The sequence below is a fragment of the Paraburkholderia kirstenboschensis genome, assembly GCF_904848585.1.
Lineage (GTDB): Bacteria > Pseudomonadota > Gammaproteobacteria > Burkholderiales > Burkholderiaceae > Paraburkholderia > Paraburkholderia kirstenboschensis.
In genome coordinates this window covers 19488-32134 of record NZ_CAJHCR010000015.1, presented here as the reverse complement: position 1 = coordinate 32134, position 12647 = coordinate 19488, and the positions used below count along the sequence as shown (strand labels likewise).

The following is a 12647-nucleotide window of genomic DNA, read 5'->3' as shown; positions in this document are numbered from 1 at the left end:
CGGGCGGTTCTATACTCGCCACGCTGTTTTCTGACGCAGTTCCAACACGCTAGAGTTAATTCATGAAAAAGATTCGCATCGCCCTCGCTGTCGCCGTTGCGCTTGCTGCATCGGCCGCCCATGCACAGACCTCGGTTACGCTGTACGGCCTCATCGACGCCGGCATCACATACACGAATAACGTCGGCGGAAGCAGCCGGGTCGCGCTGGCGAGCGGCAACATCAGCGGTAGCCGCTTCGGCCTGCGTGGCACGGAAGATCTCGGTGGTGGTCTCAAGGCCGTCTTCGTGCTCGAAAATGGCTTCAACGTCAATAACGGCACGCTCGGCCAGGGTGGCCGGATGTTTGGTCGTCAGGCGTATGTCGGTCTGAGCAGCAGCACTTTTGGTACGGTCACGTTGGGCCGCCAGTATGACTCCATGGTCGATTTCGTCGCGCCGCTGTCTGCCACGGCAGGCCCGTTCGGTGACTCGGGTTTTGCGCATCCGTATGACAACGACAACCTGCAACACAGCGTTCGCTTCAATAACTCGGTCAAGTTCACCAGCCTCGACTATGCCGGCTTCAAGGCCGGTGGCATGTATGCGTTCAGCAACAGCCAGACCGGCTTTGCTGTCAATCGTGCGTACAGCGCGGGCGCCAGCTACAAGTTCGGCGGCTTGAACGTGGCTGCCGCCTACTTGCAGGTCAATGGTTCGGGCGCTTCGAATCCGAATACCACGGGTGCCGCTGATCCAACCGAGTTCAAAGGTGGCCTGACGTCGGATGTGCAGCGTACCGCCGGCGCGGGCGTGAGCTACGGCTTCGGCCCTGCGACGGTCGGCTTTGTCTACACGCACAGCCAATATCAGAATACGAACGCGTTCGGGCTGAACAATGGAGGCGCTCACTTCGACAACTACGAACTCAATGGCAAGTACGCACTTACGCCAGCGCTCATGCTCGGCGTTTCTTACGCGTACACGGATGCGCATCTGAGTGGTGCAACGTCGTTCGGCGCCGATCCGAAGTGGAATCAGGTCAACGCGATTGCGCGCTACTCGCTGACCAAGCGTACGGAGCTATATGCCGAGGCCATGTACCAGCATGCAACGGGCAACAAGAACGTCGCAGTCATGTACAACGCAGGCGGCGCTTCATCGACGGGCAATCAGGTCATGGGTTCGGTCGGTATATTGACGCGCTTCTGAGCAAGCCTGACGCAAAGGGGTTAGCGAGTTTCTCCGCGTAGTATTTGAGCCCGTCCATATGGACGGGTTTTTTTTGACCAGGTGCAGGTGCGCGGGCGACATCGATGTCACACGTCTGCTCTTTCTAGAAATCGCCACAGGGCGCGTCGCCGCTCGTCGATAGATCTTCGTCATGCGGCCGTGTACGACCCGTTTGTGGCCGACCAGGCCCCACGGGTCACTTACATGGTCTGGAGGACGCTCAACCGAACGTCGCCCTTGGTCCAGCACGCGTCAACGGGGCCCCTTCGAAGTCGTCGGAAATCACTCGATACAGTCCATCATTCGCTCAACGCGATTCTGAATGCGCCTGCCTTTTGTCCGATATTCGTTTGGCATCTGCAAAGATTGTGGATTACGCTCCTCCTTGCTATGCGACATTAAAGCGTGGCTGACCCACGAAGTCACAATTTCGCGGACTTTCGTGCACCCCTTCTGCACGTGCCTGCCGACACCGAGCAAAACTACGGCTTGGTGAAGCGTTTCGCCAGTTAACTACTTGGCCAACGACGAGGCTTTCTCGCATCCTGTTCGCCAAAGCCAATAACACCGACGGCCCTCTTTCTTTCCTCGCTCGTTTCCGCAAACAGCGGCAGCTCTATCACTGCATCGATTCTCTAATTCCATTTCGTTTGAATTGGGCGCCTCATCCCGCCAGGCAATGGGCCCCTGCGCCGTGATGTTTCGCGCCTGACTGAGTGACAAGGAGATTATCGTGAAGATCAAACAATTGAGCATTCTGTCGGCAACCGCCGTGGCGCTTCTCTTACTCAGCGGCGCCGCGCAGGCCGGCGGTCCCGGTGATCACGACGGACACGACGGACATGACGGACACGGCGGCTCACGCGGCCTTTGTTCGAACGCAACGCTCAGAGGACCGTACGCATTCACCGGTCACGGAGAAATCATCGGATTGATAGGACCGAACAATAAAGTTGCTCCCTATGCCTCCACGTCGATTCTCGATGACGTCGCCCTCGTGACGTTCGATGGCATGGGCAGCTTCACGCGCACCGACTTCGGCATGATCGGCGGGCTGCCGAAAGGAGGCCTGACGACCTTCAATCCGAACCAGATCGGAACATACTCAGTGAACTCCGATTGCACCGGCACCATGAAAATCACTTATACCGCCGGGGGAGCTGTGCCGGCGGGTGTCGAAACCGACCTGAACATGGTCATCGCTGCGGATGGGACGCTCGTCGAATCCGTTGTTTACAGGGCGGTCACTGTCTCTGGCATGAGCGGAGACGGCTCGGTAACGTGCCCGCAATATTGCGAGCAAGCTGTGCAAGAAAATTTCGAGGGGAAGAAGATCGTTGTCTACGGCTTCCGCTAACCGGGTTCGAGATGGGCTCACGCTTGCTGAGGCGCTTGACATGAGCGGCGCTGAGCCCGACCTTGGCCGAAAGTTCGTGGTCCTTTAATTCCCGCACCGTCTGCCTGACGATAGGGTCGCTTGCCCGAGTTCTCGCAATTCGAAGGCCGCCCGTGCTCGCGATGCCTCTGGACATCGAGGCCATCAACGTGATCTTGGCTGCCTTGGGAGGCCGGACGCCGATCAAGGCCCTTTCCAGTTGCGACGGCACCGAGAGGATCGTGCAAGGTCACATTTTTGCGGCAGTGACCAATCCCGACTGCTAGAGTACTTGTTGCGTACCAGCGTCAAACGGTCCGCCCTTCGAAACGAGGCCTGTCGACGGAGGAGCGCTGCCATAGCAGCCACTTCTATCGCTAACGCCGGTCCGGGAGTTGACCATGGCACGCATCGTACAGTGCGGCGCAGCCGTGCTTGTAGTCTGCTTTGCTCATTTCGGCGGCCTGATCAACAACGCTTGCGCAGCGGACGGCGACACGTTAGCCCAAATACGTGCACGAGGCGTGGTGCGGTGCGGGGTCAGCGAAGGTATCGAAGGGTTCTCCATCAAGGACAGTGCCGGGCACTGGTCCGGGATAGATGCAGACTTTTGCCGCGCGGTGGCTGCGGCGGCTCTTGGCGATCCTGCCAAAGTGGCCTTCGTACCGCTTAAGGCATCGGCGCGCTTTCCTTCTCTGGCTGAAGGCATCATCGATCTCCTCGCGCGGAACACCACATGGACGCTGCTTCGGGAAAGCGCGCTGAAGGTGCAGTTTGCCGGCGTTCTCTACTACGACAGCCAGGCGTTTCTCGTCAGAAGATCTGGTGGCGCGCAGACCGCCGCGGGACTCAAAAGCGCAACGGTGTGCGTGGAAAAAGGTACATCCACTGAGGTGCATCTGCGTGAGTATTCAGCCGACAATCAGTTAGACATCAAGCCGCTGGTGATCGACTCTGCGATCGAAGCGAGCCGCGCTTTCTACGCCGGGCGTTGCAGCGCCTACGCTGCGGATTTCTCACATCTCGTCGCCGTACGCCTCCAAGGGCCGGGCGGCCAGCAAGCTGCCGATATCTTGCCGGAGCGAATTGCCAAGGAGCCGCTCAGCCCGGTCGTGCGTGGCAGCGATCTGAGCTGGCTGACGCTCGTGCGCTGGGTCCTTTTCACGCTTGTGGCGGCGGAGGAACTAGGCGTAACCCATGAGAACCTGCATGACCGACTGGGCGATCCTGCCGTGAAGCGGGCGCTTGGCGATGACGACGCGATCAACCGCGGTTTGGGCGTTGAGCGAGGCTGGATGGCGCGCGCAGTGCAAAGCGTCGGCAACTACGGGGAAATGTTCGACCGGAACCTTGGACCTCGGACTCCGCTGAAACTCGAGCGGGGCTTGAACCGGCTGTCGACCCAGGGTGGCCTGATGTACGCGCCGCCTCTGCGTTAGAAGAACAGGGCGGAATCGTGAGCCAACTGCAAACCATAATCACCGTATCGGTGTTCGCAGCGGTCATTCTCCTGATCGCGTTCGACGTGATCGACATGGCTGTCGCGGCATTGGTAGGTACCTGCCTGCTGATCGCGCTGGGCATCCTGGATGAGCAGGATCTGCTGGGCGCGATCCGCACGGGCGCCGGACCGCTGGGTTTGCTGTTTGGCGGAATGATCGTAGCGCGCATCCTCGCGACTACGGGCCTTTTCGATATCATCGGGAATGTGTATCTGCGCGCAACAGATGGAAGCGGTAAGCGGTTTCTGCTCCTGTTGATCGCGTTGGTCGCACCGATTTGCGCGGTCTTGCCGAACGCGACTACAGTAATTATTCTTGCGCCCATCATTATCAAGGTATGCATCGCACTGGAGACTGACTTCGTCGGCCCGATGCTGCTTACCGCAATCATCAGCAACTCGGCCGGCTTGCTGACGTTGGTCGGCGACCCAGCGACGTTTCTCGTCGGAAGCGCCATCGGGATGACGTTCGGCGAGTACCTGCGGCGCGTGTCGCTCGGCGGAGTGATTGCGGTCCTCATGATCGTGCCGCTGTTGCCGTGGCTCATGCGAGATCTGTGGAATCTGAGGCGCACGTTGCCGCAACGCGCCGCGGCAACACGGCTCGAACGGCCGGTCTACGCCGCGCTCGTGGCAGCTGTGCTTCTAATGATGGTGGCCCTGTTCGTGGTGGGCGAGGATTTGCCGTCGCGCATCGTGCCTCCCGCTGTCGCAATAATCGCAAGTGCGTTGGCCCTGTTAGTGGGATTCGCCGCCCGAGTCGAACCGACCGAGAACGTGCTGCGCGACGTCGATTGGAAAACCCTTGTTTTCCTTGCAAGCATCTTCTGTCTCGTGCAGGCCATGGCCAAGACAGGGTTGCTTCAGATACTGGCATTAAAGCTATATCAACTATTCGGTGGGGAGTTGACCCACGTCGCGCTCACGCTGCTTGTCGGCATCGCGTTGCTGTCCAGCCTGCTTGCCAATGTTCCGGTCGCAGCAGCGTCGATTGTCATGGTCAAGGGTTATCTCGTGATGGCCGAGGTGGTACCGGAAACGGCGCTTTCGGCCGGATTCCACGAGTGGCCTGTTAATTCGATTCCTGTATTCGTCGGAATGATGTTTGGCGCGACCCTCGGTGGTAACGCGACGCTCGTGGGCGCGGCCGCAAACATTGTTGCGGCAGGCATCTGCGCGCGCCAGGGAAAACCCATCTCCTTTGGCACGTTCCTTCGATACGGACTGCCGATCACAGTGGTGCAGCTTGCGGCGTCGGCTTTGTATGTACTCGTTATCGCGCGGCTATTGAGGTGACGATCGCTGCATACCGGGGGACTCAGCGCTCCTTCGTGTGAATCGTTTAGCAACGAGATAAACCGGGAAAGAACTGTCCGACTGCAGGGTGTGCAGGATGTTAGTTTCGGAGACACGCGATGCGCAAACTCATAATGGGTATTGTCGAATTCCGCGAAAAAATGCTACCGCAATATGCGGAGCAGTTCAGTAAGCTCGCGCTTGCTCAAACCGCCGATGCACTCTTCATTACGTGCTCGGACAGCCGGGTTGTGCCGGATCTGCTCGTGTCTACTCATCCGGGCGATCTCTTTACGATGCGCAATGTCGGAAATCTGATACCGCCGGCAACTGCAGAAGGGGATTCGACCGGCGACCTGTCCGAGGCAAGTGCGATCGAGTACGCAGTACTGGTGCTGGAAGTCGCAAACATTGTCGTGTGTGGGCATTCCGAATGCGGTGCGATGAAAGCCGTATATGCACGCAATCCGAAGATGAAAGCGCCGAACCTCGATAAATGGCTTTGCCACGCCAACGACGCGACGTACCGTCTCGAACACGAAGGGCCGCTCGACGACCGACTGAAGCCGCACGACCAACTCTCGCAACTCAACGTCCTTGTGCAACTCGAGCATCTGATGACCTACCCGATGGTCCGCCAACAGGTGACGGCCGGCACGCTGGTGTTGAGCGGTTGGTGGTTCGACATCGCAACCGGCGACATGTATGCCTATGAGCCGGCAAGCCGCTCATTCGAAGTCATTGACCGCGCGCTGGCTGAGCGCCTTGCTGCGCGCCTCGCCCCGCGCGGGCGGTGAAAGCGGCTTTTGCTACTGCCGAACGGCCGATCACAAACATCCTTAAGGAAACCTTAAGCAAGCCTAACGCTTTCACGCATACAAATTCTTACGCAAACCCGGCGAAATACAGCTAATCGAAAGTCAACGTTCACGGACGCGACGCAAACTCGTTGCAAATTGATGGTCCCACAGGTTGTTCTGTTATCCATCAATAAGGACGAGACATGAACCGAAGAAGACCGCAATGGCCCTTGCAAGACGTCTTCTCCACTGTAGCCCTGACGCTGGCGGTATCTTGCGCAGCGAATGCATCTCCCGGTGAGGACCATCATCGCGGGCGGGACGGCGATCGCGACGGCAGGCACACTGAGGTCGCGCATGTGCTTCTCGTCAGCTTCGACGGTTTGCACGAACAAGACGTAGCTCGATGTATCGCTTCTAATTCATGTCCCAACATCGCGCTTCTTGCAAAGGCCGGCATCACTTACACGGATGCTCATACGCCGGGTTTGTCGGACTCTTTCCCCGGCCTCGCCGCACTCGTTACCGGTGGGTCACCTAAGAGCGCAGGGCTTTTCTACGACGTGTCATACGACAGAACGCTATACGCGCCTTCGGACTCGACATGCAGCGGTCCTCAAGGCTGGAACGTCGTATTTGACGAAACCACCGGCATCGACGCCGAGAATGGCGGCGCACTGACGCATCTTGATGGCGGTGGCGGATTCAATCCGCAGGCTATCCCTCACGCAAAAATCGGTGGGGTTTGCAAGCCCGTTTATCCGCATAACTATGTAAAGACCAACACGCTCTTCGAAGTCGTCAAGCAAAACCTACCAGGCGCGCGCACGGCCTGGGCGGACAAGCACGCGTGGGGCTATGACTGGCTGAACGGCCCATCTGGACGCGGCGTCGACGATCTCATGCGAACCGAGATCAACTCGATCGACCCCGCGACCGGCACCGACTACACAGACGTCTACAACCATACTCAAAAGTTCGATGACTTCCACGTCGCGGCAATCATCAATCAGATCGACGGCAAGACATCGAAGGGCGATGCAGCGGCCGGTATGCCGACCGTGCTCGGCACCAACTTCCAAACGCTAAGCGTCGCACAGAAGGCGCCAGTGGCCAAGGGCGGTGGCTATCTGGACGCGAGCTTCACGCCCGGCCCGCAAGTCGCAGCGGCCATCGCGTACATCGACGCATCCCTTGGACGAATGGTGGCTGAATTGAAGCAGCGCGGCCTCTATCAGTCCACCGCGATCATCGTCACATCAAAGCACGGCCAGTCGCCCACGGACAACTCGAAGCTGGTGAAAAACGGCGACACGCTGTCCAAGCTGCTTGAATCAAGCAACTATTTCGATCCAGGCGGCAACATTGGACAAGCGAATACAAAAAGCGGCAGCCTCAATGACGGGACAGGACTCACAGGTACCGGCTTCATACAGACCGACGACGTCGGGCTCGTGTGGCTGCGCGATCAGAGTCAGCTCTCCGCCGCCGTCAAGACGCTCAAGGACAACCTGAGTTGCAACGCGCCTGGGATCTGCGCGGACGGCCCGCAGGCTTACATTCTGTACGGCCGTCCGCTGGCCGCGCGCTTTGGCGATCCGGCGCGGGGCCGAACACCGGACATCATCGTTCAGCCGAACCCCGGCGTCATTTACACGACTAGCACCAAGAAGGACGAGGAGCACGGAGGCAACGCGCCGGATGACAGCCACCTGGGCCTTGTCGTCTATGTGCCCGGTGCTTCAGGTGCAGGTCGGGAGGTCGGTGAGCGCGTGCAGACAACGCAGGTCGCGCCAACGATACTGCGTGTGCTCGGGCTCGATCCGAAGCTGCTCAACGCAGTGGTGTTGGAGGGCACGCAGCCGTTGCCGGGTCTCGACGCACGAAGGTTCTAGACGGTTCAGGCTGCGGACGCTGTCGCGCTTCGAAGGACTGTTCTTCGACACAGGTTTTGACCTTTACGGTTGACGCCACGCCTATAAACCGGGCCCGGGGGTTTGCCCGGCCCGTTGTAGTGCTTTCCTGTCGGTTCCGGATGAGTTCTCTCCGCGAAGAAATACGCAAGACGCGATCTCAAACCACGCATCAACAGTTTGAGACCGCACTCCCTCCCGCATCAAGCCAACTATTGACCAGAAGCCTTCGATTGAAAAATTAAGTTAGCGCCTGCTTTATTGTTCTTGTCAGATAGCTACCAGCGCACGCCGCCCTGACAGATAAGTAACGCACACTAACGAACAAGATCCGATGCCCACTGCGTTCGCCCATACCGTCAAAGAGAGCTTTACGACGCTCACGCCGACGGCCAAGCGCATTGCCAGCTATATGCTGGCGAATCTCGACCGGCTCGGTCTCGAAACGGCCGATCAGATCGCACAGCAAACAGGAACGAGCGGCATTTCCGTTGGACGCTTTCTGCGCAGCGTCGGCTATCGCAATCTTGATGATCTGAAGCGCGAGTTGCGCGGTGCGCAAACACGTCCCTGGTTCATTACTGACCGCCTGGATGCATATCGCAGCGAGCGCCATCGAGAAGACACGCACGGCATGAGTCCGCAAGGCGACGCACTCGCCGGGTCGATGGAGCTGGAAGTCGACGCCGTACGCTATGTCTATCAGCTTGCACGGAGCGAAGCGTTTGGGCGGGTCGCAGAGCGTATTGCCACTGCGGACGCCGTTTATATCGTCGGCATTCAATCGACCCGCGGCATATCGAATGCGTTCTTCAGCTACCTCGAATATCTGCGGCCACGTGTGTTCTATTCCGACGGTATGTCGGGCTCGTATGTGGATTCACTGAACTCCGAGTTTGCTTCGCCCTACCTGATCGTGACGGACACGCGCGCCTATTCACGAATTGCACGCCGTTATTGCGAAGCCGCAACGCAGCGCGCCATCGCCTTCGCGCTCGTCACCGATCTCTATTGCCCCTGGGCGCGCGACTTCAATTGCGATTTGTTGCAAGTAAAGACGGACGTCGGCCAGTTCTGGGACTCGCTTGCACCGCTCACGTGTCTCTTCAATCTCCTGCTCAGTTCGATCGTCGAATGCCTCGGCCCGGCCATCGACGAGCGCGTTGCGCGCAACCGCGAACTGCAGCGCGAACTCGATCAGTTCGAATTCTGACCGCCATGACAGACATGCCTCGCCTGATACATATCACCCACGACACGCATCGCGTCGATATCGACCTCGTCTATGCGACGCCCCGCAACTTCACGGGCAAGCCGATCTACCGCGAAGCGCATTGCCTGCTGCTCGAACCCGCCGAAGCTGCGTTGCGCAAAGCCGTCGAGCTAGCCGACAGCGCAGGTATGACGCTGCGTATCTTCGACGCCTACCGGCCGCCGCAAGCGCAACAGGTGCTGTGGGACTTTCTGCCCGATCCGACCTACATAGCCGAACTGGGCCGCGGCTCGAACCATAGCCGGGGCACGGCCGTCGACCTCACGCTGATAGACGGCGACGGTCAACCACTAGACATGGGCACCGGTTTCGACGAGATGGTGAAGGCTTCCGAGCATTTCCACCAGGGCCTGCCGCAATCCGTGCAGCGTAATCGCCTGCTGCTGCTCGGCATCATGCACGCGGCCGGCTTTGCGCATATCGCAAGCGAATGGTGGCATTACGAATTGCCTGGGTCGCGCGCGCTGCCCGTGATAGACAACAGCGAAAGCGGCCCGTTGAAGTTGATGTGACTTGATAGGTTTCAGGCTGTCCGTTTGCAGGTTCTCTTCCTTTACATGCGGAGCAAGTATGAATCTGGTTTTGCGCAATGCGCTGGCAGCAGTCGCGGTGGCATCCGCGCTGACATTTTCCATTTCGATGACAGGCAGCGCGCTCGCGGCGACGCCGAAAGACATGCTTGTCATCGCCACGACGCTCGACGAATTCTCGACGCTCGATCCCGGCGAAGTCTACGAACTGGTGCCGGAAGAATATGTCGCGAACACCTACGACCGCCTCGTACGCGTCGACCTGAAAGACCCGTCGAAATTCAACGGGGACGCCGCGCAATCCTGGACCGTGAGCCCCGACGGTCTCACATTCACCTTCAAGATCCGCCCCGGTCTCAAGTTCCACTCCGGCAACCCTCTGACAGCCGATGACGTCGCATGGTCGATTCAGCGCTGCGTGCTTCTCGACAAGGGGGCTGCGGCCGTGCTGCAAGGAATCGGGCTCACCAAGCAGAACGCGCTCGACAAAGTCAAAAAGATCGACGATTCAACGGTCAGCATCACAACCGATCAGAAATACGCGCCGACCTTCGTACTGAATGTTCTGGGCGCGTGGCCCGCTTCCGTGCTGGATAAAAAACTGCTGATCTCTCATCAGAAAGGCAATGACTTCGGCAACGAATGGCTGCGCACGAGCGAGGCGGGGTCGGGCGCCTACAAGCTGGTGAAATGGACCGCCAACGACAGCATCATTCTGCAGAAATACGACGATTACCGCGTGCCGCTTGCCATGAAGCGCATCGTGCTCCGCCACGTTCCCGAAGCATCGAGCCAGCGCCTGCTACTCGAAAACGGCGATGCGGACGTGGCGCGCAATCTGAGCCCCGACGACCTCGCTGCATTGACGAAGTCGAACAAAGCTCACGTGACGGCCGTGCCGCAAGCCACATTGCTGTATCTCGGCTTGAACGTGAAGAACCCGAATCTCGCGAAGCCCGAAGTGCAGGAAGCAATGAAGTGGCTGATCGATTACAACGGCATTCAGACGAACGTGGTGAAGACGACCTATAAGGTTCATCAAACGTTTCTGCCAGAAGGCTTTCTCGGCGCGCTCAACAGCAACCCCTATCACCAGGACGTCGCAAAAGCAAAGGCGCTGCTCGCCAAAGCGGGCTTGCCGAACGGCTTCAACGTGACGATGGACGTGCGTAGCGCCTATCCGTACAACGAGATCGCGCAGGCGGTGCAAGCCAATCTGGCTCAAGCCGGAATCAAGGTCGACATTATCCCGGGCGATAACAAGCAGACGCTCGCCAAGTATCGCGCGCGCCAGCACGACATTTACATCGGCGAATGGTCTGCCGACTACATCGATCCGCACAGCAATGCGCAGGGCTTCGCGTGGAACCCGGACAACTCCGACAAGTCCTCGTACAAGATGCTCGCATGGCGGAATTCGTGGGACATTCCCGATCTGACTAAAGAGACGAACGCTGCGCTTGCCGAATCGTCCACTGCAAAACGCGCACAGCTTTATCAGGCGATGCAAAAGGACATGCTCGCGCGCTCGCCGTTCGTCATTATGTTCCAGCAGGTATCGCAGGTAGCGATGCGGCCAGGCGTGTCGGGACTTGAAGTCGGGCCGATCAACGACCTGGTTTCGTACCTGCATGTGAAGAAGCAATAATCGCCCGGCGGCGTCTGAACCATGTCGACAACGTTGACTCCTATCGACCGCATTCGTGCCGCGGCCGCGCACCGCGCGAGCGTGCGCTGGGCGCTGCGGCTGCTGCGCTGGGCGCTGACGCTCGCCATAACCTTCACGGGCCTGCTTGCCGTAACGTTCGTGATTGGCCGCAAGGTGCCCATCGACCCGGTGCTCGCGATACTCGGCGATCGTGCGTCGGCCGCCGCCTATGCGGCAGCGCGCATCCAGCTGGGTCTGGACAAGCCTCTCGTCGAGCAATTTCTGATCTACGTGAATGCGGTATTGCACGGCAACCTGGGCATGTCGTTGCTGACAGCCAGTCCGGTACTCGACGACATCCGGCGCGTGTTTCCCGCCACGCTCGAACTGGCCACCCTCGCGACCATCGCCGGCGTGCTGGTCGGCGTGCCGCTCGGGGTGGTGGCGGCGACGCGCCATAACCGCTGGATCGATCACGTTGCGCGCTTCGTGGGCCTCATCGGCAGTTCCGTGCCTGTGTTCTGGCTCGGGCTGATGGGGCTGCTGCTGTTCTATGCGAAGCTGCATTGGGTGTCGGGCCCTGGGAGATTGGACCCGGTGTTCGACGGCATGGTGGAACCGCGCACAGGCAGCCTGCTCGTCGATTCGCTGATGGCCGGCGAATGGGACGTGTTCTTCAATGCGCTCTCGCACGTCGCGTTGCCTGCGGCGATACTGGGCTATTACTCCGTCGCGTATCTGAGCCGAATGACGCGCTCGTTCATGCTCGATCAATTGAACCAGGAGTACATCACGACGGCGCGCGCGAAGGGAGTGCCCGAGCGGCGCGTCGTGTGGGTGCACGCCTTCGGCAACATCGCAGTGCCGCTGCTCACGGTGATCGCGCTTTCGTATAGCTTCCTGCTGGAGGGCTCGGTGTTGACCGAGATCGTATTCGCATGGCCGGGCATCGGCTCGTATCTGACGGGTGCGTTGCTCAATGCCGACATGAACGCCGTGCTTGGCAGCACGCTCGTGATAGGCGCCACTTTCATCGCGTTGAATCTGCTCACCGACGCGCTCTATCGCGTGTTCGATCCACGCGCCCGCTGATGCAACGG

11 protein-coding genes are annotated in these 12647 nt (G+C 59.3%); all 11 read left to right on the top strand.

The features are described from left to right. The first annotated feature begins 62 nt into the window (after nt 1-62). The 11 genes from JMY24_RS28570 to JMY24_RS28520 all read left to right on the top strand — a co-directional run bounded on the left by JMY24_RS28570 (nt 63) and on the right by JMY24_RS28520 (nt 12639). The gene (locus tag JMY24_RS28570) at nt 63-1190 is read left to right on the top strand and encodes a porin (protein WP_128597001.1); all 1128 of its coding nucleotides are present in this window, start codon (nt 63-65) and stop codon (nt 1188-1190) included. A gap of 754 nt (nt 1191-1944) precedes the next feature. Next, the gene (locus JMY24_RS28565; protein ID WP_128597000.1) at nt 1945-2568 is read left to right on the top strand and encodes a hypothetical protein; all 624 of its coding nucleotides are present in this window, start codon (nt 1945-1947) and stop codon (nt 2566-2568) included. A gap of 161 nt (nt 2569-2729) precedes the next feature. Then, nucleotides 2730-2873, top strand: a complete 144-nt coding sequence (locus tag JMY24_RS28560) for a hypothetical protein (protein ID WP_201703344.1) — start codon at nt 2730-2732, stop codon at nt 2871-2873. 114 nt (nt 2874-2987) lie between these two features. After that, the gene (locus JMY24_RS28555) at nt 2988-4025 is read left to right on the top strand and encodes an amino acid ABC transporter substrate-binding protein (RefSeq protein WP_201703385.1); all 1038 of its coding nucleotides are present in this window, start codon (nt 2988-2990) and stop codon (nt 4023-4025) included. Nucleotides 4026-4042: 17 nt separating this feature from the next. Continuing rightward, nucleotides 4043-5383 (top strand): ArsB/NhaD family transporter, encoded by a 1341-nt coding sequence (locus JMY24_RS28550; RefSeq protein WP_128596999.1) that lies wholly within the window; start codon nt 4043-4045, stop codon nt 5381-5383. 119 nt (nt 5384-5502) lie between these two features. Then, the gene (locus JMY24_RS28545) at nt 5503-6180 is read left to right on the top strand and encodes a carbonic anhydrase (protein WP_128596998.1); all 678 of its coding nucleotides are present in this window, start codon (nt 5503-5505) and stop codon (nt 6178-6180) included. A 206-nt stretch (nt 6181-6386) separates the two neighbouring features. After that, a complete protein-coding gene (locus JMY24_RS28540) occupies nt 6387-8078 on the top strand; it encodes an alkaline phosphatase family protein (RefSeq protein ID WP_128596997.1) in 1692 nt (563 codons plus the stop codon). Nucleotides 8079-8430: 352 nt separating this feature from the next. Further along, nucleotides 8431-9309, top strand: coding sequence for a sap1 transcriptional regulator SapR (gene sapR, locus JMY24_RS28535; protein WP_128596996.1), 879 nt, complete (start codon nt 8431-8433; stop codon nt 9307-9309). Nucleotides 9310-9314: 5 nt separating this feature from the next. After that, nucleotides 9315-9881: a D-alanyl-D-alanine dipeptidase gene (gene ddpX, locus JMY24_RS28530; protein ID WP_128596995.1), complete on the top strand. Its 567-nt coding sequence runs from the start codon at nt 9315-9317 to the stop codon at nt 9879-9881. Between the two features lie 58 nt (nt 9882-9939). After that, nucleotides 9940-11547, top strand: coding sequence for an ABC transporter substrate-binding protein (locus JMY24_RS28525; protein WP_128596994.1), 1608 nt, complete (start codon nt 9940-9942; stop codon nt 11545-11547). Nucleotides 11548-11568: 21 nt separating this feature from the next. Further along, nucleotides 11569-12639, top strand: coding sequence for an ABC transporter permease (locus JMY24_RS28520; protein ID WP_128596993.1), 1071 nt, complete (start codon nt 11569-11571; stop codon nt 12637-12639). Nucleotides 12640-12647: the final 8 nt, after the last annotated feature.